The sequence below is a fragment of the Amphritea sp. HPY genome (genome assembly GCF_050870985.1).
Lineage (GTDB): Bacteria > Pseudomonadota > Gammaproteobacteria > Pseudomonadales > Balneatricaceae > Amphritea.
In genome coordinates this window covers 3,889,289-3,915,976 of record NZ_CP194015.1, presented here as the reverse complement: position 1 = coordinate 3,915,976, position 26,688 = coordinate 3,889,289, and the positions used below count along the sequence as shown (strand labels likewise).

23 protein-coding genes, 1 tRNA gene and 3 rRNA genes are annotated in these 26,688 nt (G+C 48.7%); 24 read left to right on the top strand and 3 right to left on the bottom strand.

The window, feature by feature from the left end; translation table 11 throughout:
- Positions 1-37: 37 nt before the first annotated feature.
- On the bottom strand, positions 38-304 hold the full coding sequence (locus ACQUQM_RS17370) for a hypothetical protein (protein WP_432471133.1): 267 nt from the start codon (positions 302-304) through the stop codon (positions 38-40).
- Between the two features lie 427 nt (positions 305-731).
- On the opposite strand from ACQUQM_RS17370, the gene ACQUQM_RS17365 reads away from it, so the two are divergent.
- From ACQUQM_RS17365 to ACQUQM_RS17345, 5 genes are all read left to right on the top strand, one after another.
- A complete protein-coding gene (locus ACQUQM_RS17365; protein ID WP_432471132.1) occupies positions 732-2,453 on the top strand; it encodes an acetolactate synthase 3 large subunit in 1,722 nt (573 codons plus the stop codon).
- 2 nt (positions 2,454-2,455) lie between these two features.
- Positions 2,456-2,947 carry an acetolactate synthase small subunit gene (ilvN, locus tag ACQUQM_RS17360; protein WP_432471131.1) on the top strand — a complete coding sequence of 164 codons (492 nt, stop codon included), beginning with the start codon at positions 2,456-2,458 and terminating at the stop codon, positions 2,945-2,947.
- Between the two features lie 187 nt (positions 2,948-3,134).
- Positions 3,135-3,359 carry a hypothetical protein gene (locus ACQUQM_RS17355; RefSeq protein WP_432471130.1) on the top strand — a complete coding sequence of 75 codons (225 nt, stop codon included), beginning with the start codon at positions 3,135-3,137 and terminating at the stop codon, positions 3,357-3,359.
- Between the two features lie 109 nt (positions 3,360-3,468).
- Complete coding sequence (gene phnN, locus ACQUQM_RS17350; protein WP_432471129.1) at positions 3,469-4,053, top strand: phosphonate metabolism protein/1,5-bisphosphokinase (PRPP-forming) PhnN; 585 nt, start codon at positions 3,469-3,471, stop codon at positions 4,051-4,053.
- A gap of 82 nt (positions 4,054-4,135) precedes the next feature.
- The gene (locus ACQUQM_RS17345; protein WP_432471128.1) at positions 4,136-4,531 is read left to right on the top strand and encodes an acyl-CoA thioesterase; all 396 of its coding nucleotides are present in this window, start codon (positions 4,136-4,138) and stop codon (positions 4,529-4,531) included.
- Between the two features lie 53 nt (positions 4,532-4,584).
- On the opposite strand, the gene ilvY is transcribed toward ACQUQM_RS17345, so the two are convergent.
- Complete coding sequence (ilvY, locus tag ACQUQM_RS17340; RefSeq protein ID WP_432471127.1) at positions 4,585-5,457, bottom strand: HTH-type transcriptional activator IlvY; 873 nt, start codon at positions 5,455-5,457, stop codon at positions 4,585-4,587.
- A gap of 200 nt (positions 5,458-5,657) precedes the next feature.
- On the opposite strand from ilvY, the gene ubiM reads away from it, so the two are divergent.
- From ubiM to ACQUQM_RS17295, 9 genes are all read left to right on the top strand, one after another.
- Entirely contained in the window at positions 5,658-6,863 is a 1,206-nt protein-coding gene (gene ubiM / locus ACQUQM_RS17335) for a 5-demethoxyubiquinol-8 5-hydroxylase UbiM (protein ID WP_432471126.1), read from the top strand.
- Positions 6,864-7,024: 161 nt separating this feature from the next.
- Positions 7,025-7,771: a type 1 glutamine amidotransferase gene (locus ACQUQM_RS17330; RefSeq protein WP_432471125.1), complete on the top strand. Its 747-nt coding sequence runs from the start codon at positions 7,025-7,027 to the stop codon at positions 7,769-7,771.
- Positions 7,772-7,848: 77 nt separating this feature from the next.
- Positions 7,849-8,640 carry a CDP-diacylglycerol--serine O-phosphatidyltransferase gene (gene pssA, locus ACQUQM_RS17325; RefSeq protein ID WP_432471124.1) on the top strand — a complete coding sequence of 264 codons (792 nt, stop codon included), beginning with the start codon at positions 7,849-7,851 and terminating at the stop codon, positions 8,638-8,640.
- Positions 8,641-8,665: 25 nt separating this feature from the next.
- Positions 8,666-9,682, top strand: coding sequence for a protein-methionine-sulfoxide reductase catalytic subunit MsrP (gene msrP, locus ACQUQM_RS17320; protein WP_432471123.1), 1,017 nt, complete (start codon positions 8,666-8,668; stop codon positions 9,680-9,682).
- 4 nt (positions 9,683-9,686) lie between these two features.
- Complete coding sequence (locus tag ACQUQM_RS17315; protein ID WP_432471122.1) at positions 9,687-10,292, top strand: sulfite oxidase heme-binding subunit YedZ; 606 nt, start codon at positions 9,687-9,689, stop codon at positions 10,290-10,292.
- 509 nt (positions 10,293-10,801) lie between these two features.
- Positions 10,802-11,911: a cytochrome c oxidase subunit II gene (gene coxB, locus ACQUQM_RS17310; protein WP_432471121.1), complete on the top strand. Its 1,110-nt coding sequence runs from the start codon at positions 10,802-10,804 to the stop codon at positions 11,909-11,911.
- Positions 11,912-11,920: 9 nt separating this feature from the next.
- Positions 11,921-13,504: a cytochrome c oxidase subunit I gene (ctaD, locus tag ACQUQM_RS17305; protein WP_432471120.1), complete on the top strand. Its 1,584-nt coding sequence runs from the start codon at positions 11,921-11,923 to the stop codon at positions 13,502-13,504.
- 10 nt (positions 13,505-13,514) lie between these two features.
- Positions 13,515-14,090 (top strand): cytochrome c oxidase assembly protein, encoded by a 576-nt coding sequence (locus ACQUQM_RS17300; protein WP_432471119.1) that lies wholly within the window; start codon positions 13,515-13,517, stop codon positions 14,088-14,090.
- Positions 14,087-14,971 carry a cytochrome c oxidase subunit 3 gene (locus tag ACQUQM_RS17295; RefSeq protein ID WP_432471118.1) on the top strand — a complete coding sequence of 295 codons (885 nt, stop codon included), beginning with the start codon at positions 14,087-14,089 and terminating at the stop codon, positions 14,969-14,971. Before ACQUQM_RS17300 ends, ACQUQM_RS17295 begins: the two co-directional genes overlap by 4 nt.
- A 17-nt stretch (positions 14,972-14,988) precedes the next feature.
- Here ACQUQM_RS17295 and ACQUQM_RS17290 read toward each other — a convergent pair whose 3' ends face one another.
- Positions 14,989-15,207: a DUF2909 domain-containing protein gene (locus tag ACQUQM_RS17290; protein WP_432471117.1), complete on the bottom strand. Its 219-nt coding sequence runs from the start codon at positions 15,205-15,207 to the stop codon at positions 14,989-14,991.
- Between the two features lie 26 nt (positions 15,208-15,233).
- Between ACQUQM_RS17290 and ACQUQM_RS17285 the strand changes: the two genes are divergently transcribed.
- The 10 genes from ACQUQM_RS17285 to carA all read left to right on the top strand — a co-directional run bounded on the left by ACQUQM_RS17285 (position 15,234) and on the right by carA (position 26,614).
- The gene (locus tag ACQUQM_RS17285) at positions 15,234-15,953 is read left to right on the top strand and encodes an SURF1 family protein (RefSeq protein WP_432471116.1); all 720 of its coding nucleotides are present in this window, start codon (positions 15,234-15,236) and stop codon (positions 15,951-15,953) included.
- Positions 15,950-16,414: a hypothetical protein gene (locus tag ACQUQM_RS17280; protein ID WP_432471115.1), complete on the top strand. Its 465-nt coding sequence runs from the start codon at positions 15,950-15,952 to the stop codon at positions 16,412-16,414. Before ACQUQM_RS17285 ends, ACQUQM_RS17280 begins: the two co-directional genes overlap by 4 nt.
- 16 nt (positions 16,415-16,430) lie before the next feature.
- Positions 16,431-17,492, top strand: coding sequence for a COX15/CtaA family protein (locus ACQUQM_RS17275; RefSeq protein ID WP_432471114.1), 1,062 nt, complete (start codon positions 16,431-16,433; stop codon positions 17,490-17,492).
- Positions 17,493-17,516: 24 nt separating this feature from the next.
- Positions 17,517-18,419: a heme o synthase gene (cyoE, locus tag ACQUQM_RS17270; RefSeq protein ID WP_432471113.1), complete on the top strand. Its 903-nt coding sequence runs from the start codon at positions 17,517-17,519 to the stop codon at positions 18,417-18,419.
- 112 nt (positions 18,420-18,531) lie between these two features.
- The gene (locus ACQUQM_RS17265; RefSeq protein ID WP_432471112.1) at positions 18,532-19,131 is read left to right on the top strand and encodes a Yip1 family protein; all 600 of its coding nucleotides are present in this window, start codon (positions 18,532-18,534) and stop codon (positions 19,129-19,131) included.
- A 778-nt stretch (positions 19,132-19,909) separates the two neighbouring features.
- Positions 19,910-21,450 (top strand): 16S ribosomal RNA (locus ACQUQM_RS17260).
- Positions 21,451-21,514: 64 nt separating this feature from the next.
- A tRNA-Ala gene (locus ACQUQM_RS17255) sits at positions 21,515-21,590 on the top strand.
- Between the two features lie 228 nt (positions 21,591-21,818).
- A 23S ribosomal RNA gene (locus ACQUQM_RS17250) occupies positions 21,819-24,711 on the top strand.
- Between the two features lie 120 nt (positions 24,712-24,831).
- Positions 24,832-24,947: ribosomal RNA gene (rrf, locus tag ACQUQM_RS17245) — 5S ribosomal RNA — on the top strand.
- Together the 16S, 23S and 5S rRNA genes with 1 tRNA gene alongside form the textbook arrangement of a ribosomal RNA operon.
- A 527-nt stretch (positions 24,948-25,474) precedes the next feature.
- Positions 25,475-26,614 carry a glutamine-hydrolyzing carbamoyl-phosphate synthase small subunit gene (gene carA / locus ACQUQM_RS17240; RefSeq protein ID WP_432471111.1) on the top strand — a complete coding sequence of 380 codons (1,140 nt, stop codon included), beginning with the start codon at positions 25,475-25,477 and terminating at the stop codon, positions 26,612-26,614.
- The last annotated feature ends 74 nt before the right edge of the window (positions 26,615-26,688 follow it).

The following is a 26,688-nucleotide window of genomic DNA, read 5'->3' as shown; positions in this document are numbered from 1 at the left end:
GGACCTTTTGCTTTTATGGGCTTGTGTTTTTCCGGATTCAGTACAGAGCTTGTTCGTCCCGTACCAGATCCTTTAACATTTCAATAAACAAAGTATCGGCTTCACTGTGAACAACCGGGATCTTGATGCTGGTTGCAGAAGACAGGGCGTCAGCAATAGCCACATTGCTGTGTTCATCATTCAGATGTTGGCGGGTGATTTCCAGGGCCTTTTTGCAGATTTCAGGCTCAACCATAATCTTACGCAGCACCAGAACCATCTCATCAATTGCACGTTCTTTATTTTTAATTTCTGCAGCGCTCATTAAAAGAGTCTCCGATTCAGAATATATAGCGGTTATGCGCCAACTATAGCACTGTCATAGCGGGATCTGCAGCAATCGGTTTCGTGATATGAGAAATGTGGCAATAGCTGCTGTGCAACTCTTGAACAATAGCAACGTTAGTGTCAGAATTGGGCCTCAAAATTTGTTGTCTTTGCGTGAGTAGGTTACCCCGAAGCAGAGACTGATAAGCATACCCAGCTTATCTTCCCGGGTTTTCAGTGTGTACCCACATTGTTATCGTCGGATGAAGACTTGCTTTTGCCCGCCTCTCTCTATCACAGAGAACCTGCAAAAGCCTGCTGGTTGATGTCCGTATTTACCAGCAGGCGAATCACGAACATCCTCCAGTACTGAATTTTTAATCAATGCGTTGCCGCAATTGGCAGGGCAAGTTGAGGATGGAAAAGTGGAATTACTTTCAGGCGCAGAAATGGTTGTTCGCGCCCTTAGAGATGAGGGTGTTAATTACATCTATGGTTATCCGGGCGGTGCTTTGCTGCACGTCTACGATGCTATTTTCCAGCAGGAAGATGTACAACACATTTTGGTGCGCCATGAGCAGGCAGCGACTCACATGGCTGATGCTTATGCGCGTGCAACCGGTAAAGCGGGTGTAGCGCTGGTTACTTCTGGTCCGGGAGCGACCAATGCAGTGACAGGCCTGGCAACCGCGTATATGGATTCTATTCCAATGGTAGTGCTGACCGGTCAGGTTATGAGCCATCTGATTGGTGAAGATGCATTCCAGGAAACCGATATGATCGGTGTTTCCCGTCCGGTGGTTAAGCACAGTTTCAGCGTGCAGAAGCCTGAAGATATTCCAATGATCATCAAAAAAGCATTTCATATTGCTGAGAGCGGTCGTCCCGGCCCGGTTGTTGTTGATATCCCTAAGGACATGACGACGCCTACCGAACGCTTCCCTTATGAATACCCTAAGAGCGTAAAACTGCGTTCATATAACCCGGTTAGCCGTGGTCATACCGGACAGATCAAGAAAGCGATCGATATGGTGCTGGATGCCAAGCGTCCGGTTATCTACTCCGGTGGCGGTATCATCATGGGTGATGCCAGCGCTGAGCTGACCGAGCTGGCACAACTGCTGAACGCTCCGGTAACGAATACCCTGATGGGCTTAGGTGGTTATCCGGGTACCGATCGTCAGTTTATCGGCATGCTGGGTATGCACGGCAGCTATGAAGCCAATATGACGATGCACCATACCGATCTGATTCTGGCGATAGGTGCGCGTTTCGATGACCGGGTTACTAATGGTGTGGATAAGTTCTGTCCGACCGCCAAGATCATCCATGTCGATATCGATCCGGCCTCTATCTCTAAGAACATTAAAGCCGATGTGCCTATCGTAGGTCCTGCCAAGCATGTTCTGCAGGAGATGGTATCTCTGGTTAAGGCCAGCAAAAAGCAGATCGATCAGGAAGCACTGGCTTCCTGGTGGCAGCAGATCGAAGAGTGGCGTGCCCGTCACGGTGGCCGTTACCGTACCGATGATAGCGAGCTGATGAAGCCGCAACAGGTTATCGAGATGCTGAGCAAGGTGACCAATGGTGACGCCTACGTTTGCTCCGATGTAGGCCAGCACCAGATGTTTGCTGCGCAGTATTACAAGTTCAACAAACCTAACCGTTGGCTGAATTCCGGTGGTTTGGGCACGATGGGCTTTGGCTTGCCGGCTGCGATGGGCGTGAAGCTGAACTTTCCGGATGAAGAAGTAGTCTGCGTAACCGGTGAGGGCAGTATCCAGATGAATATCCAGGAACTGTCGACGATCAGCCAGTACGACATTCCACTGAAGGTTATCTGCCTGAATAACCAGTCGCTGGGCATGGTACGCCAATGGCAGGATATGAACTATGAGTCTCGCCACTCTCATTCTTATATGAAATCGCTGCCTGATTTTGTCAAGTTGGTAGAGTCATATGGTCATGTTGGTATTAAGGTCGAGAAGTATGAAGACCTGGAAGCTGCGATGCGTGAAGCTTTTGCGATGAAGGATCGCATGGTATTCATGGATATCGCGGTTGACCCATTTGAACATGTATATCCGATGCAGGTACCAAGGGGTTCCATGCGCGATATGTGGCTGAGCAAGACGGAGAGAACGTAATCATGAGACATATCATTTCTGTGCTGATGGAGAACGAGCCGGGTGCACTGTCTCGCGTAGTAGGCCTGTTTTCGCAACGTAACTTCAACATTGAATCCCTGACGGTAGCGCCGACAGAAGATTCTACTTTGTCTCGCCTGACCGTAACGACTATCGGCAGTGACAAAGTAGTTGAGCAGATCACTAAACAGCTGAACAAGCTGATCGATGTGGTGAAGGTGGTTGATCTTACCGAAGGTGATCATATTGAGCGTGAGCTGATGATGATCAAGCTGAAGGCCAATGGCCAGATGCGTGCTGAGATCAAGCGTACCGCTGATATTTTCCGTGGTCAGATCATCGACGTTACACCGACTACTTACACTGTTCAGCTTACCGGTGCCAGCAGCAAGCTGGATGCCTTTATTGAAACCCTGGGTACTACCAACATTATGGAAGTGGTGCGTACTGGTGTTTCCGGGCTGTCCCGTGGTGAGAAAGTTTTGAGTCTTTGATTCATAGCTAATTGAAAAAGCCGCCATTGATGGCGGCTTTTTTTTGCCCGGACAAAATGGTTTTCTGGTCTATACTTAGAGGCCCCTCTGGTGAACATAACCGGGATCGGAGATATAGCTTTTTTGTAAGGTCGGATCCTGCTGATTCGATTGAACGAATAAAGTTAGCCGAGCCTGAGGAGGTTTTATGGATCGTTTCTACAAGGTGTTGGTTTTAGCTGGTTTTTGCCTTTGCTGTACTACGATTGCGTATAGCAGTGCAGGGCTTGATTCAGTGGCTTATAAGCAGTGGCAACAGTGGCGTCAAACAACAGTGTTGCCTGAGTGGCGAGATACCTATGAGATCTTGCTCGAGCAGGAAATGCTGGCTGCACAGCAGTTCAGTACCGGCTTTCAGGTATCCTATAGCTGAGAATGCGTTCTCAGCTATAGCTCCCCTTTCCCCTCTGGTTTTTCCTGTTGCTGCGTATTACTCTTGGAGTTCTCGACCTGCATGGTCATAAATAATCTGAGATATGAATATGAGTGGAAAACTGCTCTATCTGGTAGGCGCATCAGGCAGCGGCAAAGACAGTTTGCTGGAAGGTTGCCGTCAGCGACTACAACCTGATCATGGCTGTTTTGTTGCCCATCGCTATATTACCCGGGCCGCCAATATCGGTGGCGAGAATCATATTCACCTGTCTGCTGACGAGTTTGATATGCGTGCCAGTATGGGGATGTTCGCTATGCAATGGTATTCCCATGGTTATAGCTATGGTATCGGCGCTGAGATCGATAACTGGTTGGCTAAAGGCGTTAATGTCGTGATTAACGGTTCTCGTGAGTATCTGCGGATTGCGATGCACAGTTATCCTAATCTGATCCCGGTATTGGTCGAAGTAGATTCTGAATCGCTGCATCAGCGTTTGCTGAAGCGGGGACGGGAAAGTGAAACAGAGATCCTCCAGCGACTTGAGCGACACCGACAGATAGTTGATTCACTGCCTGCTAATATCATGCGCATTGATAATAATACCGACCTTAAGCACGGTGTTGATGCATTGCTTAAACTGATCGATAGTTTAGCGCCGGAACCAATGAAACCAGTCCACTCAACACACTGAAACGACTCTTTAGATCAGTGGTTAGTCTGTAACAGGGGTGCTACTATCGCAGCCCTGTTTTTTCATTGTTCAGGAGTATCAGATGAGTGTTTTCCGTATTGAATTAAAAGTCCGCGACTATGAACTGGATATGCAGGGCATCGTCAATAATGGTGCTTATTTCAATTATCTGGAACACGCCCGTCATGAATATTTGCTGGAAAAGAATATAGACTTTGCCGCGCTTACGGAGGCTGGCATTCATCTGGTTGTGATCCGTTCAGAGCTGGATTATAAACAGTCACTTAAAAGCGGTGACCGTTTCGTAGTTGAGGTCAGCGTCGAGCGTATCAGTAAAGTTAAGTTTGGCTTTCGGCAGCGGGTTATCCGCCTGAGCGATGAAAAGGTTTGTGTTGCCGGCCTTGTGATCGGTACTGCACTTAACCAGCGTGGACGGCCTTCAATTATTCCTGAAATTGAGGCCTTATTTGCAGAGTGAAGCGGTTAAAGCTGTGATCAAAAGGTGTTAATCATAAGGATGCTGCTTTCTCTTTAAAGTTGTGACCAGAAGGCACTTATCAGAGGGCTCTGCAGTTTCTTCTTCAGGGCAAAGAGTCCCACGTCATAGGCTTTAAGGCGTGGTTCTATCGGGAGTACTCTGACCTTTTCAGCCAAAGGGCTGTTATCCAGTACGATTTTAGGCACTACGCCGACGCCGAATCCCAGGCTGACCATACTTACTATCGCTTCATTGCCAGCTACCTGGGCATAAATAAGCGGTTTTACTGCGAGCTGCTTAAACCAACGGTCGATCCTTTTTCGAGCTACGCCTTCTTCAGACAAAATCATCGGTATTTCTGCCCAGTCTATATTGCTCTTGTTCAGAGCTGGATCTAGTACCTGGTCTTCTTTTGGCGCAATAAATACCAGTGGTGAGGTGGCGATCTGCTTAAAGGCAAGCCCGACAGGCAAGCTGTCCGGTTTCGCCGCGATAGTGATATCTTCATCGTTTGCGATCACTCGCTGGATCGCATTTTCGGCATCGCCGGTATGGAGCTTTATTTCAATTTTCGGATGCTGCCGCCGGAATTGACTGAGAATATCGTAGAGAAAACTATAGCTGGCGGTGACCGAGCAGTACACGCTGATCTCGCCCTGCAGCTCCTGGGCTTCGGCCAGCAGTGAGTTGCGTATTACATCCCATTGGATCATCGCTTCACGGGCATATTCCTGAAACAGCAAACCTTCCCGGGTCAGGGTAACAGTGCGGTTATCCCGCTCGAATAATTGTACTCCCAGGGAATCCTCCAGTTGTTTAATCGCCCTGCTAAGCGCTGAAGGGCTGATGTGGCAGGCCTCACTGGCGCGGCCGAAGTGAAGTGTTTCGCACAGAGTGACAAATAGCTTGAGAGATCGGGTGTCCATAGGTCGGGCCATATACAGTATTGCGTTTTGTGATTCATAGTGTTGCATACAAATCGGATATCGCAATACAAATCTCTGGCTATTGTGTCTTTTTCCTTGTGCCAGGAGTTTTTCACCGCGGTTTGATCTGGGTCGAAGAAATCGACAGGCTTAGCCTATAAAGTTGGCGGTTATATTCAGATTACTGATCAGAGGCCCACATGAAATATGACATTGTAATCATTGGCGCAGGTCCTGCAGGGCTCAGCTTTGCTCGTTCTCTGGCGGACACTCCGTTGCAAGTGTTATTGGTGGAGCGCTCATCGCTGGATACGCTGCGTCAGCCACCGGAAGATGGGCGCGAGATCGCACTGACCCATCTTTCTATGGATATGATGAAGTCATCCGGCGCCTGGCAACAACTGGCAGATCAGGATGTGTCCCCTATCTGTGCCGCCAAGGTTCTGGATGGCGACTCCAGTTACACCCTGGATTTTGATAATGATTCTGCTGACCTTGATGCGCTGGGCTACCTGGTACCTAACGATAAGATCCGCAAGGCCTACTTTGAAGTGGTTGAAGGGATCGAAAATGTTGAGTTGATCACTGAAGTATCCGTGGAAGATGTGGGCAGCTCATCAGAAAACGCGTGGGTAAAGCTGTCGAGCGGTCAGCAGATCGAATGCGACTTACTGGTCTCTGCTGACAGCCGTTTTTCTGAAACGCGGCGCAAGATGGGGGTGCCCGCATCGATGAAGGATTTCTCCCGTACTGCGATTGTCTGTCGGATGGAGCATAGCATTTCTCATAACCAGACCGCATTCGAGTGTTTCCATTATGGTCGTACCCTGGCTATTTTGCCGATGAATGGCAATCTCTCTTCTATCGTAGTGACAGTATCGAGTACGGAAGCCGACACAATCTTTAATATGAATGAGGAGGCTTTCGCGGCGGATATCGAACAACGCATGCAGGGACAACTAGGTAGCATGAAGCTATACGGTCGGCGTCATCTATACCCGTTGGTTGCTGTGCATGCGAATAAGTTTGTCAGTCGTCGCTTTGCGGTTATCGGAGATGCCGCGGTTGGCATGCACCCGGTGACGGCACATGGCTTTAACCTTGGTCTGCGCAGCCAGGAAACACTGGCAAAAGAGATTAAAAGTGCGATAGCTCAGGGGCGGGATATTGGTTCTGCCAGTGTTCTTGAAAAGTACCAGAGTGCTCATATGCGGGTGACTAAGCCGCTGTATATGGGGACAAATTTGGTAGTAGGGCTGTTTACCAATGATAACTTTGCTGCCAAAGTTGCGCGTAAGGCTACGCTGCGAATCGCGAATAACTTTGCCCCGTTGAAACAAATTATTACTCGTAAACTGACCGAAAAGAAAATTGATATACCGTTTTTTCTACCCGGTCTAAAGTAGTACTTCCGGATTGAAAAGGGGCTGTATCCACCAGGGTGCAGCCCCTTTTTTGTTGAGACTTAAACTAAGCACTGTATCCTTAGTTTCAAAGTACTGTTTCAAAGTACTGTTTCAAAAAACAGTTTTGAAACTATTGCTTCGTAACCACGATTGAATGGTATGTGATTTTGAAGAACCGCGATCAGTTAAAAATCCTCCTGTTGCAGATTCGGGATGGTGAGCAGGTGCGCCGGGAAGAGCACCAAAGCTTCGCCGATTATTGTGGTGTATCCACTACTCAGATCGATATTCTGAATGTGTTTGATACTCCTGATTTCGCTGTTGATGCGGCAGATCAGTATGATGCGTTGTTCGTTGGTGGTGCTAGTGAAGCCAATGTATTAAAGCCTGATCAGTACCCTTTTGTTGAGCAGAGTCAGAAATTGATTCGCCACTGTGGTGAAATTGGTAAGCCAGTGTTTGCTTCATGTTTCGGCTTTCAGCTGGCAATTCTGGCGCTGGGTGGCGAGATTTTGCATCGTGATATCGATTTTGAAATGGGCACCTTGCCCATCTCGCTGACAGAATCGACCGCAGATGATCTGCTTTATCATGATACCCCCGAGGGCTTTCATGCAGTTTCAGTGCATCGACAGTACGCCGAAAAATTGCCTGAAAACTGTCAGTTGCTGGCCTATACCAATCAGTGTTTGCATAGTTTCAAGCTAAAGGGGAAGCCTTTCTGGGCGTTCCAATTCCATCCTGAGGTGGATAAAGCTACTTTGGTTGAACGTCTTACTTTTTATAAAGCGCACTATACCGATGGTGATTCCCATCTGGATCAGGTGTTAGATTCGGCGGTAGAAACGCCTGAGTCGAATATTCTTGTTCGTAAATTTGTCGACCGGGTATTGTTGTCCTCTGAATAGCTTTCAGCGCGACAGGAAAGTAGAATGTCTGAAGTTGTTATTACTGAAGTTATTAATAGTTGTGGTGTAAACACTTTATGAACGATCAGCAGGATCATAACGGCGCCGACAATAGCGCTGCAAAGGATTGTCCAGAGCAGGATCAGCAGTCAGTTAAACCGCGCAGCCGCGGTATCTATCTGTTACCCAATCTGTTTACTACCGGCGCTCTGTTTTGTGGCTTTTATGCCGTTGTCGCGGGCATGAACGGTCAGTTTGATAGCGCGGCTATCGCCATTTTTGTGGCGATGGTGCTGGATGGCCTGGATGGGCGGGTTGCCCGCATGACGAATACTCAGAGCGCGTTCGGTGCAGAGTACGATTCATTGTCAGATATGGTCTCTTTTGGTGTGGCCCCCGCATTGGTGACTTTTAGCTGGGCACTGAGTGATGCAGGGAAGTTTGGCTGGTTCTGCGCTTTTATCTATGTTGCAGGAGCGGCCTTGCGTCTGGCCCGGTTCAATACACAGATAGGTTCAGTGGATAAGCGCTACTTTGTCGGTTTGCCAAGCCCTGCTGCGGCTGCTGCGGTTGCCGGGCTGGTTTGGGCGAGTGTTGAGTTCGATATCGATGTCAGTAGCTTTGTCTATGTGATCGCTGTTTATGTTGCTCTTGTTGGAGTTTTGATGGTGAGCAATGTGCTCTATCACAGCTTTAAGGATATCGATGCCAAGGGCAAAATTCCTTTTATGATTTTGCTGGCTATCGTGCTGGTGATTGGCGTGATCTCGATCAGTCCACCGATCTTCCTGTGGCTGTTGATTCTGGGCTACACATTGTCTGGTCCGGTGCTCTGGTTGCTACGTAAGCGTAAGATTGTCAGCGGGTAAAAATTCAAAAAAAACAGGAGGTTATATGCTGATCGGAAAGCCTGAATTGATAAGGTCATCAGAAATAACCTCTGAAACTGCTTACCGCAACCGCAGGCAGTTTATGAAAAAGGCAGTGGGTCTTGCTGCCTTTTCTACTATCCCTTTTTCGCCCTTGTCCTGGGCGCTTGCAGATTATGATATACCCGATGATCTGCCCCGCTATAAGGGTCCTCAGTGGTTGCAGCCAAAGATTACCGCAGCAATCCGTAACCAGGATTTTTCCAGCGGTGAAGCACTGGCGCCTTACTATCATGCGATCACTCATAATAACTTCTACGAGTTTGGTACTGATAAGCGGGATCCGGTTCGCTATGCCCAGCAGTTCAGAACAGACCCATGGAAAGTCGAAATCAGTGGCGAAGTGGTCAAGCCGGGTAACTATAACCTGGAAGATATTCTGGCGCCCCACGCACTGGAAGATCGTGTATATAGGCTGCGTTGTGTAGAGGCCTGGTCGATGGTTATTCCCTGGCTGGGTTTTCCGTTGTCTGAACTAATTAAGCGTTTCGAACCGACTTCAAAAGCGAAGTATGTTTTATTCGAGACAATACTGGATAAAGAGCAACTACCTGAGCAGCGCAGTTCATTTGGTACTATCGATTGGCCATACGTTGAAGGTTTACGGATTGATGAGGCGATGCATCCACTGACGCTGATGACCGTTGGAATGTATGGTAATGCGCTACCTCCTCAGAACGGTGCGCCACTGAGGCTGGTTGTACCCTGGAAGTATGGTTTTAAATCTATAAAGTCTGTAGTGCGGATTCATTTCACCGAAACGATGCCCCTGACCAGCTGGAATAAAACAGCGCCGGATGAATATGGCTTTTATGCTAACGTTAATCCCCTGGTCGATCATCCACGCTGGAGTCAGGCGACAGAACGGCGCCTGCCTTCTCCTCTTCTTAGTCCTAATATCATTGATACTCAACCCTTTAATGGCTATGCCGAGCAGGTCGCTTCTATGTATCGGGGGCTGGACCTGAAGCAGTGGTTCTGACGTTATGGCGTTGATAGAGGGAAGGGCTCTGCCCGTTTTCAGGATGATCCGCTGGTGGACCTTTTTTCTGCTTCCTTTGCTCCCCCTGTTACTGATTATTCGCAGTGGTTTTGATAATGATCTGGGTGCCGATCCGGCAAAATATATTGTCGACTATATGGGCACCTGGGCACTGAATATGCTTTGGATAACGTTGGCAGTTACACCGCTAAGACATCTGTTTGGCTGGGTCTGGATAATAAAGTTTCGTCGTATGATGGGGCTGTATGCCTTGTTCTATGTCGTGCTGCATATTCTTAGTTTTGCTACTTTTCTGGTCGGTTGGCGGATTGACATTCTGCTTCGGGAGTTGACGGAACGACCTTATATTATCGCTGGATTTAGTGCATTTCTGTTATTACTTCCGCTAGGTATTACCTCAACTAAAAAGATGATGCGACGCCTCGGGGCACGCTGGAAAATGATACATCAGTTGATCTATCCGGTTAGCTTGTTAGTGATGTTGCATTTTTTCTGGCAGATCCGTGCCAGTTTTTATGAACAATTATTATATGCATTGATACTGGCGTGGATGCTGGGTTATCGACTATATCTTAAAAAACAAAGATAAAGATTTTCGCCGTGGCTGATTCGGCTATGTGGTATTGGTTGAATCAGGCCGGTGTATAGGTAGGGATGGTGATGTTACCTGAACAGCTACCCGAAAAAATACTTGAACTGGTTAAGTTGTTGAGTTTTCGGTTTTTTAAGATAGTTGAATTGCTTTTTGCAGAGCCTCCGGATGACCGGCGTAAGCCCTTTAAGGTGCCGGCTCCTTCACTGTTGCTAAGTTTGTTGGCTGCTGCTGCTTTTCTTGTCGCGCTCATTACTTTGTTGTACTGGTTGTTGATTACGCTAGCTGGTTAGAGTTTTTTTTCAGGAGAATATAACTATTTTATCTTTCCCTATGGGAAGGGTGTTCTGCTGTCTTCCGATTCCGGCTTATCTGGCTTTTCGACTTGACCCTGATTTTCAGCTGCTATACTGGCTGATAACCAAGCTGTTCTCCGGGACATTGTGGAATCGTAGAGTATGGGCTTGGGCAAGCTGTTTGAAACAAAACAGTAAGGGGGCCAGCCAATGCGAAGTTACAGATGGGCCCTGCTGTATGCAGGGCTTTTTTTTGCCTCGTCAGCCAGTGCTGACTGGCAGCTAAATCTGAAAGAAGGTGCGACGGAGATAAGCCGGTCCGTTTATAGCCTTCATATGACCATTTTTTATATCTGTGTCGTGATCGCTATAGTCGTTTTTGGCGTGATGCTCTGGTCAATTATTTATCATCGTAAATCCCGGGGGGTTAAAGCGGCTCATTTTCATGAGCATACCTGGGTCGAAGTGCTCTGGACTGTTATCCCGTTTTTTATTCTTGTCTCTATGGCTATTCCAGCCAGCAGTACACTGATTGAAATATACGACAAGGCTGAATCTGATTTAGATATTCAGATTACCGGTTATCAGTGGAAATGGCGTTACCAGTATCTCAATCAGGATGTCGATTTCTTCAGCAATCTGGCTACGCCCAAGGAGCAGATCGGAAATGAAAGCCTGAAAGGGGAGAACTATCTGCTGGAAGTCGATAAGCCACTGGTAATTCCTGTCGGTAAGAAAGTTCGATTTTTGCTGACTTCAAATGATGTGATTCACTCCTGGTGGGTGCCCGCTTTAGCCGTGAAGCAGGATGCAATACCTGGCTTTATCAACGAGGCCTGGACTAAAGTGGATCAGCCTGGCGTGTACCGGGGGCAGTGTGCAGAACTATGTGGTCGTGATCATGGTTTTATGCCAATAGTGGTTGAGGCTAAATCAGAAGCGGATTATCAGCTGTGGCTTACCAGCTTTGCACAGGCCCGTGAGCAGCAGCAGGCTGCTGCGGAAAAAGAGTGGAGTAAAGATGAGCTGATGCACCGGGGTGAGGAGGTTTACAAGGTCAGTTGTGCCGCCTGTCATCAGGCGAACGGTCAGGGCATACCGGGGGCCTTCCCGGCGCTGGCCGGTAGTCCGTTATTGAATGCTGAGCCGGAAGCACATATTGATATCGTACTCAAAGGTAGTTCGGGCACTGCCATGCAGGCTTATGCTGAGCAGCTGAGTGTCTCTGATCTGGCTGCGGTAATTACCTATGAGCGAAATAGCTGGGGTAATCAGGGCTCTGTAGTGACTCCGCAGCAAATACAACAGCGACTGGAGTAGGAGGCGTTTATGGCTACCCTGGATCAGACAGCTAGCACCGCACACCATAATGGTCCGGCCCGGGGGATTACCCGCTGGCTATATACTACCAACCATAAAGATATAGGTACTTTGTATCTGTTATTCAGTCTGCTGATGTTCTTTATCGGTGGCTGTATGGCGTTAACTATCAGGGCTGAGCTGTTCCAGCCCGGGTTACAGCTGATAATGCCTGAATTCTTTAATCAGATGACCACTATGCACGGTCTGATTATGGTTTTTGGCGCCGTGATGCCCGCTTTTGTTGGTCTGGCTAACTGGATGGTACCGATGATGATAGGAGCGCCGGATATGGCTCTGCCGCGGATGAATAACTGGAGTTTCTGGATCCTCCCCTTTGCTTTCGCAATGATGCTCTCCACCCTGTTCATGGAGGGAGGGGCGCCTAACTTCGGTTGGACTTTCTATGCTCCTCTATCCACTACTTATGCGCCTCCCAGCGTCACTTTCTTTATCTTTGCCGTGCACATGATGGGGATCAGCTCGATTATGGGTGCGATTAATGTCATTGCCACAATTCTTAATCTAAGAGCGCCGGGAATGACATTTTTGAAAATGCCATTATTCGTCTGGACCTGGCTGATCACGGCCTTCCTTCTGATCGCGGTTATGCCGGTGTTAGCTGGCGTGGTCACTATGATGTTGATGGATATACATTTCGGTACCAGCTTCTTCGACGCAGCCGGTGGTGGTGATCCGGTACTGTTTCAGCATGTGTTCTGGTTCTTTGGCCATCCGGAAGTGTACATCATGATTCTGCCGGCCTTCGGTATTGTCTCTGAGATTATTCCAACTTTTGCGCGCAAGAAGCTGTTTGGGTATGTATCCATGGTGTATGCCACATCATCAATTGCCTTCTTGTCATTTATCGTTTGGGCCCATCATATGTTTACGGTGGGGTTGCCGTTGGCTGGTGAACTGTTCTTCATGTATACCACTATGTTGATTGCGGTGCCGACCGGGGTGAAGGTGTTTAACTGGGTATCGACTATGTTCAGGGGCTCAATGACTTTTGAAACCCCGATGTTGTTTGCTCTGGCGTTTGTGGTGTTATTCACTATCGGCGGCTTTTCTGGCTTGATGCTGGCGATAGCGCCGGCCGATTTTCAGTATCACGATACCTATTTTGTTGTCGCTCACTTCCATTATGTATTGGTGCCCGGGTCGATTTTCTCAATAATGGCCGCAGCCTATTACTGGCTACCGAAGTGGACGGGCCATATGTATAACGAAACCATGGGTAAGGTGCATTTCTGGGTTTCTTTTATCGGAGTAAATATCACGTTTTTCCCGATGCACTTCCTTGGTCTGGCGGGGATGCCACGGCGGATTCCCGATTATGCTCTGCAATTTGCTGACTTTAATATGGTGGCAACGGTTGGTGCGTTTATCTTCGGCCTGTCCCAGCTGATATTTGTATACAACCTGGTTTGTTGTATTCGGGGCGGTCAGAAAGCCAGCGCCGAAGTCTGGGAGGGCTCCCATGGTCTGGAATGGACTTTGCCTTCTCCGCCCCCTTACCACTCATTCAGCAAGCCTCCTGTTATTGATTAGGTCATGACTTATGGATCAGCTGCAGCAGAAGAATCGGCGTCTCACCCGCAACCTTATTTTAGGTGCGGTGTTGATGTTCGGTTTTGGATTTCTGTTGGTGCCCTTGTATGACGTATTTTGCCGGGTGACCGGGCTAAACGGCAAGATTTATAACACAGGTCCGGTCAGCGAAGAGACGATGGTTGATACTGGCCGGAAGATAAACGTGCAGCTGATAGCGGTAAATAATGAAGGCATGCCATGGCGTTTTACGCCTGCGGTAAATCAGCTTCAGGTCTTTCCCGGAGAGATGAAACAGACTCATTATCTGGCTTTCAATCCTACAGCTAATTTCATGATTGCGCAGGCTGTACCTAGCGTAGCACCGGCAGAGGCGGCCGATTATCTGCACAAGATAAACTGCTTTTGTTTCGAGCAGCAGCCGCTCAACAGTAAAGAGCAGCGTGAGATGCCGCTGATACTGATGATAGATCGTGAATTGCCGCAACATATCAAAACAATCACGTTGTCCTACACCATTTTTGATGTTACCCGACAACAGCAGGCTGCTTCTGAAGGCGATAGCTTGCGGAGGGACTCTCTATGACCACCGAGACTTACTATGTACCAGCGCAGAGTAAATGGCCGATACTGGCCTCAATCGCTCTGTTCATGATCACCTTTGGCGCGGGGAATTTGATCAATTCATTGTCCGCTGACGCTGGTGGCGGCTTTGGCCTGATATTACTGCTTGCCGGAGCCCTGTTCATGGGACTTATCCTGATTGGCTGGTTCGGCCATGTGATCGATGAAAGCCATGCCGGGCTTTATTCTGATCAGATGGATCGTTCATTTCGCTGGGGGATGAGCTGGTTTATTTTTTCTGAAGTTATGTTTTTTGCTGCTTTTTTTGGAACGCTTTTCTATGTCAGGAACCTCTCTGTGCCCTGGCTTGGGGGAGAAGGAGCAAAGGGAATGGCAAATATTCTCTGGCAGGGTTTTGAATCAACCTGGCCATTGATGAAAACGCCGGACATGCAAGCTTTCCCCGGTCCTCAGGGGGTAATCGATCCCTGGCATCTGCCGCTTCTTAATACTGTGTTGCTGGTTTCTTCCAGTATTACCGTCACTGTGGCTCATAAGGCGCTGAAACAGAATCGACGCTCGCAGGTCAGTCTGTGGTTGGCCATAACGATAGCGCTAGGTGCTGCTTTTCTGACATTTCAGGCGATTGAGTACGCTGAAGCGTATAACGAGCTGGGTTTGACTCTGCATGCGGGAATCTACGGAGCCACTTTCTTTATCCTGACTGGCTTCCACGGTATGCATGTAACTCTGGGGGCACTGATGCTGGTGGTTATTTTATTGCGGGTATTGAAAGGGCACTTTAAGCCGGACCACCATTTTGGTTTTGAAGCGGTGTCCTGGTACTGGCATTTTGTTGATGTGGTATGGATCGGGTTGTTCCTGTTTGTTTATGTTATCTGAAGCGTTGCCTGAGCAAGTTATGACGTTGGCACCGGGAAGGGGGATCGCAAGCTGATTTCGCCGCTATAGAAACCGTAAATAAGTAGTAGTAACAGAACGGAAGCTAAAGAGACGCGAATAATCAGAGAGTTGACCGTACGTTGGGAGCGACTCTGATCTTGTAGCAGGAACCAGAGCCCGGAAAAAAGGGAAATAACTATGGCTGCAAACAGAAGCAGAATAATGGACTTTAGCATGACTCAGTACCTTCAGGATTACTGCTATGAGTAAAGTTCAGACCGTTAAAGGGTTCAAGTTATTCATTGCAACTTTTGCGTTACTGCTGGTGCCGGCATTGATCGGATTAGGCTTCTGGCAGCTTGAGCGGGCCGAAGAGAAGGCGCTTATCCTGCAGAGTTGGCAGCAGAATGAGCCTTTACTGCAGCTGCCGACAGAGCCGGTCGCCGGAACTCGGATTCGCTTAAACGGGATTTTAGATACAAGGCATTTGTTTCTGTTGGATAACAAGGTTCGTGAGGGGCGTGTCGGGTATGAGGTGATAGCCGGATTTTATCCACAGCATGGATCGATGGGAATTCTGGTTAATCTAGGCTGGGTCGTTGGTGATCTGGATAGGGCAATTTTACCTGAAGTGAAATTGCCTACCGACTCCGTTGAGATGATTGGGAATCTGGTTGAAGGAAGTAAAGGCTTGTTGCTGGGTGTGGATAACTGGCAGAAAACATGGCCGGTAAGGATTCAGCAGTTAGATCTGAAGAGGGCTGGGGAAGCATTAGGCGGGGCGCTTTATCCTGCTGTGCTGAGGGTGGCTGAGCCGTTGACGGTTGAGCTTGTAACCGACTGGCAGGTGGTCAATATGCCCCCGGCAAAGCATCAGGCATATGCGTTGCAGTGGTTCGGTCTGGCGCTTGTGCTAATGACAGGTATTAGCTGGCTGATCCGTGATTGGTGGGTCAACAGCATACGTAAGGAGACAGTATGAAGAAGCACTCAGTATTCTGGTTGATATGGGCTGTAGCACTAATACCGCTGTTTGCTGCCATGGTTAGCTACTCCAGTGGATTTGCTCAGCCTGAGGGTAGAACTAATCAGGGAACCCTGCAACCAGAAGGACTGGTGTTGTCCTCTCTGCAATTAATTGATGAGCAGGGACTGCCCTATATAGCTAACGGGCGGTGGCGTTTACTTTTATTGCAAAGTAGCCGTTGTCAGCAGATATGTCGTGACTGGAATGAATATTTGCCAAATATTCATACCGCTTTGGGCAAAGATCGTGATCGCCTGCAGTGGCATAGGGTTCTGAATGAAAAAGCGGGATTTTCCGATACGATGATCCTGGTTGATCCGCTGGGAAATCTGGTTACTGGCTATCGGCTGGATCAACAACCGCAAGCGATATTAAAAGATCTCAAACGACTACTCAGGGTGTCTAGAGTGGGCTGAGTAAGGTGAGCAGTAAATGTTGAAGCAACCTGTTAAGCATCAGGCAATCTGGCTAACACGACTGGCAATCATTCTGGCGCTTGTGGTGATCACGCTGGGAGGTTGGACCCGGCTCAACGATGCAGGTTTGAGCTGCCCGGACTGGCCTGGGTGCTTCGGTAAGTTAGTTGTACCAGAAACCAGCGAAGAGATTACCCGTGCTGAGCAAGAGTTCAGTGGTCTACGGGTTGATATCGATAAGGGCTGGCTTGAGATGACCCATCGTTATGCTGCAAGCGGCCTGGGGCTGGTGGCAATGATTCTTGTTGGTGTAGCCGGATTAAATAAGGATCGGAAAAACTATCCTTTTTGGCATTCGGTTAGCTTGTTGTTGCTGGTGGTGATTCAGGGATTATTCGGTATGTGGACAGTCACGTTAAAGCTGTTACCTATAGTTGTAACCCTGCACTTGTTGGGAGGTTTGCTGACTCTGGCTTTGCTGATCGGGTTATTACAAAAGCTTAAGCTATTACGCCTGTCGGAATCTGAAGGCTATGAGATAAGCGCCTCTCGTTCAAAACTGAATATTGCTTTGAAACCCGCTAAGCAAATTGCTTCTGTTGCTGTGGTATTGCTTTTTATGCAGCTGGCGCTGGGTGGCTGGACCAGTACTAATTATGCTGGCTGGTCATGTACTCACTGGTTGTATTGCCAGGCTGACATTAAAACGGAACTGGATTTTATTGCGGGATTCAATGTTGAAACAGAGATAGGTCCGGATTACCAGGGCGGTATGCTACCGCAACCGGCCAGGGCAGCTATTCAGATGGCGCATCGTGTCGGAGGACTGATTGTTGCCATAGCGTTGTTGCTGCTTATCGGCATAACAATGATGCGCCATAACCTGCGAAAACCTGCCTCTGTGTTGTTATTGCTTCTGGTAATACAGTTGGGGCTTGGTATCGCAAATGTCGTGCTGGCATTACCTTTGTTGCTGGCAATGGCTCATCACAGTGGCGCGGTTCTGTTATTGCTCTGCCTGCTTTGGTTGAAAAACTGCATCGAAGACACTGCTCCTGGACCGAAAAAGTCAGGTTGACGGATGATCGTATGGAGGTAATTCATGGCTGATATACCAGCGAATTCACAAGTGAAAGAGATAGTCTGGCGGGATTATCTTGAGCTCTGTAAGCCAAGAGTCGTGTTAGTAATGTTATTGACGGCTGTCGTCGGTATGTTCCTGGCTGTGCCATATATGCCACCGTTAGATATTGTTATCTGGGCGTCTCTGGGTATCGGGCTGGTTGCAGGATCTGCCGCTGCAGTAAACCATGTAATGGATCGTAAGATTGATGCAAAAATGTGTCGTACTCATCGCAGGCCACTACCTCAGGGAAAAATTGAACCAGTGCATGCATTGCTGTTCGCGGCGGCGATTGGCCTGATTGGGGAAGGGATTCTAATCTGGCTGGTTAATCCTCTGACAGCGTGGCTGACTTTAATGGCATTGATAGGCTACGCACTGATTTATACGGTTTATCTGAAGCGGGCTACGCCGCAGAATATTGTAATTGGTGGGATTGCGGGTGCAGCTCCACCGCTATTGGGCTGGGTTTCAGTGACTGGAGTAGTGGAGCCAGACAGTTTGTTGCTCGTGCTGATAATCTTTGCCTGGACGCCACCCCATTTCTGGTCTCTTTGTATTCATAAGAAAGATGAATACGCCCGTGCCGGCGTCCCGATGTTGCCAGTGACCCATGGTGAAGCCTATACCCGTTTACAAATTATGCTTTATAGCTTGCTGATGATTGTTACAACGGTATTTCCATTTATGACCGGAATGAGTGGAATGATCTATCTTATAGGAGTGTCAGTATTAAATTTACGTTTCATGCAGTGGGCTGTACGGGTGTATAAGGGCCGGGATAAACAGGCTCCCCTGGCGATGTTCTGGTATAGCATCAAATACATTATGTGGTTATTCGTAGTGCTGTTGCTGGATCATTACAGCGTAATTTTTGTCTGAAAAGAATTAGATGACTAAAGCAATCACAACTGAGAAAGAACTGAAGGAGTAAAACCTTAAACCGAGAAACCAAAATTAAGGCTGAGGGTGATCAGTCTTAGGAGGCAAGTCTATGTTTATTCAACATATGTGGGGTGTGCTATATGACCCTAAACATGAGTGGCAGGATATCAGGAAAGAGCACTATTCCATGATGCACTGCTTTTTATCGCAGATCAGCATTCTGGCAGCGATACCGGCGTTAGCGCTGTTCATAGGTACGACGCAGATAGGATGGAGTGTCGCTGGAGGAGAGTTCGTCAAGCTAACCATGGGTAGTGCTTTCATGGCTGCAGTGGCATTTTATGCAGCAATGTGGGTGGCGGTAGGCTTTATCGCCTATGTTATTCACTGGATGGAAAAGACCTATGGCGGCAATGTAACGATCGATGAGTGTATGGTGCTGACTACATTTACAGCAACACCAATGTTCCTGGCAGGGATAGTAGGTCTATACCCGGTATTATGGCTGAATGTGATAGTAGGCTTGGCAGCTGTGTGTTACACCGTGTATCTGCTGTTTACCGGTGTACCAGAAATTATGCAGATTCCGGAAGACCGGGCATTCTTTTTCTCCGCGTCAATTTTGACGGTAGGACTCTGTGTACTGGTAGGATTGCTAGCGGTAACAGTGATTATGTGGGGCACAATAGTGCCGCTGCAATACTCTTAGCAAAGCGAAGCTTTGCGAATAGTTAGACCGGAAAGCAAGCTTCGCTAAGTGGCTAGAACGTCGCTGCGCGACTTGCTAGATCGGAAGGTGAACCTTCCTGCTAGTAGCTAGAAAAAGCAAAACCAAAAAAAAACGCCGGAAGGCGTTTTTTTTGGTTTAAGAAAATGCGAAAAAACACAAACCCTGCTTACAAAGTACGTTGTCACCTTTATCTATTAAGAAGGGGGCTTCTAGCCACTAGCAGTCGCGTAGCGACGTTCTAGCTAGCGACGTAGTCGCGGTCTAGCCACTTGTCTTTTCGTAGTGCGATGTTTTTCATAAAAACGACACTATTTTGTGCCTCCCCTGTTGACTCCTCTGCCGAGGGATGTAGAATGCGCTTCCTCGCTTGAGACAGCAGCCGGCAACGGCCACTGAGACAGCTTGAGGTGTTGAGTTTAACTCTTTGAAAAACAGTGTTTTTTAAACGGATTAATCGCAACATGAAGCACAACGGTTTGTTTGTAAGTTTATTACAACTTCTCAAATAAAACGGTTGACTTCAACAGGGTGTTGAGTAGAATACGCACCTCGCTTGAGGCGACACACCGGCAACGGTTTGAGTCACTCAGGCAACGCTCTTTAACAGATTGATCAGATAATTCGTGTGGGCGCTTGTTGAGATGGAGCACAAAAGCTTTATCAAAGACAAAGCGACCATATGTGAATTCATTTACATGTAGTTGTTTAGTACTTTGAGCTAGATTTACAGAATGTCTTTTTCCGACATTCTTGATTTAAACTGAAGAGTTTGATCATGGCTCAGATTGAACGCTGGCGGCAGGCCTAACACATGCAAGTCGAGCGGTAACATTTCTAGCTTGCTAGAAGATGACGAGCGGCGGACGGGTGAGTAACGCGTAGAAATCTACCTAGTAGTGGGGGATAGCCCAGAGAAATTTGGATTAATACCGCATACGTCCTACGGGAGAAAGCGGGGGATCTTCGGACCTCGTGCTATTAGATGAGTCTGCGTCGGATTAGCTTGTTGGTGAGGTAATGGCTCACCAAGGCGACGATCCGTAGCTGGTCTGAGAGGATGACCAGCCACACTGGAACTGAGACACGGTCCAGACTCCTACGGGAGGCAGCAGTGGGGAATATTGCACAATGGGCGCAAGCCTGATGCAGCCATGCCGCGTGTGTGAAGAAGGCCTTCGGGTTGTAAAGCACTTTCAGCAGTGAGGAAAGGGGTGTCGTTAATAGCGGCATCCTGTGACGTTAACTGCAGAAGAAGGACCGGCTAACTCCGTGCCAGCAGCCGCGGTAATACGGAGGGTCCAAGCGTTAATCGGAATTACTGGGCGTAAAGCGCGCGTAGGCGGTTTGTTAAGTCAGATGTGAAAGCCCCGGGCTCAACCTGGGAACTGCATCTGATACTGGCAAACTAGAGTACAGAAGAGGGTGGTGGAATTTCCTGTGTAGCGGTGAAATGCGTAGATATAGGAAGGAACACCAGTGGCGAAGGCGACCACCTGGTCTGATACTGACGCTGAGGTGCGAAAGCGTGGGGAGCAAACAGGATTAGATACCCTGGTAGTCCACGCCGTAAACGATGTCTACTAGCCGTTGGGAGACTTGATCTCTTAGTGGCGCAGCTAACGCACTAAGTAGACCGCCTGGGGAGTACGGCCGCAAGGTTAAAACTCAAATGAATTGACGGGGGCCCGCACAAGCGGTGGAGCATGTGGTTTAATTCGACGCAACGCGAAGAACCTTACCTACTCTTGAAATCCAGAGAATTCGCTAGAGATAGCTTAGTGCCTTCGGGAACTCTGTGACAGGTGCTGCATGGCTGTCGTCAGCTCGTGTTGTGAAATGTTGGGTTAAGTCCCGTAACGAGCGCAACCCTTGTCCTTATTTGCCAGCACGTAATGGTGGGAACTCTAAGGAGACTGCCGGTGACAAACCGGAGGAAGGTGGGGACGACGTCAAGTCATCATGGCCCTTACGAGTAGGGCTACACACGTGCTACAATGGCCGGTACAGAGGGCTGCAAACCTGCGAGGGGGAGCTAATCTCAGAAAACCGGTCGTAGTCCGGATTGGAGTCTGCAACTCGACTCCATGAAGTCGGAATCGCTAGTAATCGCGAATCAGAATGTCGCGGTGAATACGTTCCCGGGCCTTGTACACACCGCCCGTCACACCATGGGAGTGGATTGCACCAGAAGTAGCTAGCTTAACCTTCGGGAGGGCGGTTACCACGGTGTGGTTCATGACTGGGGTGAAGTCGTAACAAGGTAGCCCTAGGGGAACCTGGGGCTGGATCACCTCCTTAAACGATAGCGAAATCTTAGCAAGCGTTCACACGAATTATCTGATCTTCTTTAGAGAGAGCAACTGGGGCTATAGCTCAGCTGGGAGAGCGCCTGCTTTGCACGCAGGAGGTCTGCGGTTCGATCCCGCATAGCTCCACCATTTCTTCTTAACTGAAGAATACCCAAAAGCTCTAAAACATACTCACTGCTTAAGTGACTATCTTTTAAAGCTTTTTGCTTTAAACGCTCTTTAACAATTGAATCCTGTAACGAGAATGAAAAATATGTACAAGCGCTAATCCGGCGTAAATGTATCGTTATTTCATCGTCATTGAAAAATGACATGAAGTTTTATCAGTCTCTTCGATCAGACCCTTTTGGGTTATATGGTCAAGTGACTAAGCGTGCACGGTGGATGCCTTGGCAGTCAGAGGCGATGAAGGACGTGTTAACCTGCGATAAGGTTCGGGGAGCCGGTAAATGGGCTTTGATCCGAACATTTCCGAATGGGGAAACCCACCCAGTATAAGCTGGGTATCTCTTAAGTGAATACATAACTTTTGAGAGGCGAACCCGGGGAACTGAAACATCTAAGTACCCGGAGGAAAAGAAATCAACCGAGATTCCCCTAGTAGCGGCGAGCGAACGGGGACCAGCCCTTAAGCTGTAATGTAGTTAGCAGAACACTCTGGAAAGTGTGGCGATAGTGGGTGATAGCCCCGTATGCGAAAACTTACTTACAGTGAAATCGAGTAGGACGGGACACGTGATATCCTGTCTGAATATGGGGGGACCATCCTCCAAGGCTAAATACTCCTGACTGACCGATAGTGAACCAGTACCGTGAGGGAAAGGCGAAAAGAACCCCTGTGAGGGGAGTGAAATAGAACCTGAAACCGTGTACGTACAAGCAGTGGGAGCGGTCCTTGAGACCGTGACTGCGTACCTTTTGTATAATGGGTCAGCGACTTAATTTTAGTAGCAAGGTTAACCGTTTAGGGGAGCCGTAGGGAAACCGAGTCTTAATAGGGCGTACAGTTGCTAGGATTAGACCCGAAACCGAGCGATCTATCCATGGGCAGGTTGAAGGTTGAGTAACATCAACTGGAGGACCGAACCGACTGTCGTTGAAAAGCCAGCGGATGACTTGTGGATCGGAGTGAAAGGCTAATCAAGCTCGGAGATAGCTGGTTCTCCTCGAAAGCTATTTAGGTAGCGCCTCATATCTCACCTACGGGGGTAGAGCACTGTTTCGGCTAGGGGGTCATCCCGACTTACCAACCCGATGCAAACTCCGAATACCGTAGAGTGCAATTATGGGAGACACACGGCGGGTGCTAACGTCCGTCGTGAAAAGGGAAACAACCCAGACCGTCAGCTAAGGTCCCAAAGTTATGGTTAAGTGGGAAACGATGTGGGAAGGCTCAGACAGCTAGGAGGTTGGCTTAGAAGCAGCCACCCTTTAAAGAAAGCGTAATAGCTCACTAGTCGAGTCGGCCTGCGCGGAAGATATAACGGGGCTCAAACCATACACCGAAGCTACGGACGCAATTTATTGCGTGGTAGAGGAGCGTTCTGTAAGCCGTTGAAGGGAAAGCTGAGAAGCATCCTGGAGGTATCAGAAGTGCGAATGCTGACATGAGTAACGATAAGGGGAGTGAAAAACTCCCCCGCCGGAAGACCAAGGGTTCCTATCCAATGCTAATCAGGGTAGGGTGAGTCGACCCCTAAGGCGAGGCTGAAGAGCGTAGTCGATGGGAAACAGGTTAATATTCCTGTACTTTTTGTTATTGCGATGGGGTGACGGAGTAGGCTAGGCCGGCACGGCGTTGGTTGTCCGTGTTTAAGGCAGTAGGCTGAGATCTTAGGAAAATCCGGGATCTCATACGGCTGAGAGCTGATGACGAGTCCTCTTTTGGACGAAGTGGTTGATGCCATGCTTCCAGGAAAAACCTCTAAGCTTCAGATAACAAGAAATCGTACCCCAAACCGACACAGGTGGTCAGGTAGAGAATACCAAGGCGCTTGAGAGAACTCGGGTGAAGGAACTAGGCAAAATGGTACCGTAACTTCGGGAGAAGGTACGCCGCTGACGGTGATGGGATTTACTCCCTAAGCTGTTGGTGGTCGAAGATACTAGGTGGCTGCGACTGTTTATTAAAAACACAGCACTCTGCAAACACGAAAGTGGACGTATAGGGTGTGACGCCTGCCCGGTGCTTGAAGGTTAATTGATGGGGTTAGCTTCGGCGAAGCTCTTGATCGAAGCCCAAGTAAACGGCGGCCGTAACTATAACGGTCCTAAGGTAGCGAAATTCCTTGTCGGGTAAGTTCCGACCTGCACGAATGGCGTAACGATGGCCACACTGTCTCCACCCGAGACTCAGTGAAATTGAAATTGCGGTTAAGATGCCGTATATCCGCGGCTAGACGGAAAGACCCCGTGAACCTTTACTATAGCTTCGCAGTGGACTTTGATATTACTTGTGTAGGATAGCTGGGAGGCTTTGAAACCTGGACGCCAGTTCAGGTGGAGCCAATCTTGAAATACCAGCCTGGTAATATTGAGGTTCTAACTCAGGTCCCTTATCGGGATCGAGGACATTGTGTGGTGGGTAGTTTGACTGGGGCGGTCTCCTCCTAAAGAGTAACGGAGGAGTACGAAGGTGCGCTCAGCATGGTCGGAAATCATGCATTGAGTATAAAGGCAAAAGCGCGCTTGACTGCGAGACAGACACGTCGAGCAGGTACGAAAGTAGGTCTTAGTGATCCGGTGGTTCTGTATGGAAGGGCCATCGCTCAACGGATAAAAGGTACTCCGGGGATAACAGGCTGATACCGCCCAAGAGTTCACATCGACGGCGGTGTTTGGCACCTCGATGTCGGCTCATCACATCCTGGGGCTGAAGCCGGTCCCAAGGGTATGGCTGTTCGCCATTTAAAGTGGTACGCGAGCTGGGTTTAGAACGTCGTGAGACAGTTCGGTCCCTATCTGCCGTGGACGTTTGAGATTTGAGAAGAGTTGCTCCTAGTACGAGAGGACCGGAGTGAACGAACCTCTGGTGTTCGGGTTGTCATGCCAATGGCATTGCCCGGTAGCTATGTTCGGACAGGATAACCGCTGAAAGCATCTAAGCGGGAAGCCCCCTTCAAGATGAGATCTCACTGGGGCCTTGAGCCCCCTGAAGAGCCGTTCAAGACCAGGACGTTGATAGGCTGGGTGTGTAAGCGTTGTGAGGCGTTGAGCTAACCAGTACTAATTGCTCGTGAGGCTTGACCATATAACGCCAAAAGCGTTTGTTGAGCTGATAGATTAAGATACACTGTTCGATAAGAACAGACGAAGGATTAGAGCTTGTACTCTCCTTCTCTTACAGGATTACTTTTGTTAACAGTTTTTGCTTGGCGACCATAGCGAGATGGAACCACCCGATCCCTTACCGAACTCGGAAGTGAAACGTCTTAGCGCCAATGGTAGTGTAGGGTTTCCTTATGCGAGAGTAGGTCATCGCCAAGCACCTAATTACGGAAAGCCCCGATCACTTTGTGATCGGGGTTTTTTCGTTTTGGCGGTGCCAAAACGAAAGACAGTGGCTAGACCACCAAACAAGTTTGGTTAGCTAGAACGGCGCGCAAGCGCACCTGCTAGTGGCTAGAAAAATCAAAAGCCAGGTCAAAAGCGACAGTCAAAGGCAAGTCAAAAGCAACACCTGAAAACCAACCGCTTTCCCTTACACCTGCGTTTTCACCGCATTCAGTTAAGAACGTTTTTTCTAGCCACTAGCTACTAGCAGGAAGGCGTGCCTTCCGTTCTAGCGAGTCACGGAGTGACGTTCTGCTTTTTTAGCCACTGCTTTTTTCGTGGTGATGGGCGATAGACAATACTGTTGTAATAGACTAAAATACCGCCGGTTTGAATGCAGTAAATGCATATAAAGAATTCTCAACAGAAAAGCGAGGTGGGCATTTTGTTCTACCTCGCTTTTTTGCAACTTAAGTTTATTAATTCTGTTTAGATTTTGCGCTCTAAGCGGGGAGGTTGATTTGACAAGACCAGCCATTCTGGCCCTTGAAGACGGTAGTATCTTCCGGGGAATCGCTATTGGCGCGGATGGACAGTCCAGTGGTGAAGTAGTTTTTAACACTTCTATGACTGGTTATCAGGAGATTCTGACGGATCCTTCGTATTGCCGTCAGATTGTGACCCTGACATATCCACATGTTGGTAACGTGGGCACTAACTCAGAGGATGAAGAGTCCTCTAAAACATGGGTTGCAGGTCTTGTGATCCGTGACCTGCCTTTGCTGGCCAGTAACTGGCGGAATCAGCAGAGCCTGGATGAATACCTTAAAGCTAATAATATCGTTGGTATCGCTGATATCGATACCCGCCGTCTAACCCGTATTCTGCGTGAGAAAGGTTCTCTGTCTGGATGCGTAATGGCTGGCGAAGATATTAGCGAAGAGGCGGCACTGGCTGCTGCTAAGTCTTTCCCTGGTCTTAAAGGGATGGATCTGGCGAAAGAAGTGACCGTTTCTGAGCAGTACAGCTGGACATCCACTACCTGGGATCGGGTTGAAGGTCATCAGGACGTTGCTGAGTCTGAGCTACCGCACCATGTTGTTGCTTACGATTTTGGTGTTAAGCGTAATATCCTGCGTATGCTGGTTGAGCGTGGTTGCCGCCTTACGGTTGTGCCTGCTAAAACGCCAGCTGCTGATGTTCTGGCGCTGAACCCGGATGGTGTCTTTCTGTCTAACGGCCCCGGTGACCCGGAGCCATGTGATTATGCAATTACAGCGATCCAGGAGATCTGTGATACTGATCTGCCTGTATTTGGTATCTGTCTTGGGCATCAGCTATTAGCATTGGCGTCAGGTGCTCAAACTGTGAAGATGAAGTTTGGTCATCATGGTGCTAACCACCCGGTTCAGGATCTGGATTCTAAACAGGTAATGATTACCAGTCAGAACCATGGTTTTGCTGTCGATGAAGACACTATGCCTGCTACTTTGCGCGCGACGCATAAGTCGCTGTTTGATGGCTCTCTGCAGGGTATTGAGCGTACTGATCGCTCCGCCTTCAGCTTCCAGGGTCACCCTGAAGCAAGCCCGGGGCCACGTGATGTAGCGCCGCTGTTTGATCGCTTTATAAGTGCGATTGAAGCTCGTAAGCAGGGCTGATAAGCAGAGCTACGACGTTCTGCCCGGTGATATAACCCCGGGCAGCTTTAAGATTTAACACAATTCGATCGGTT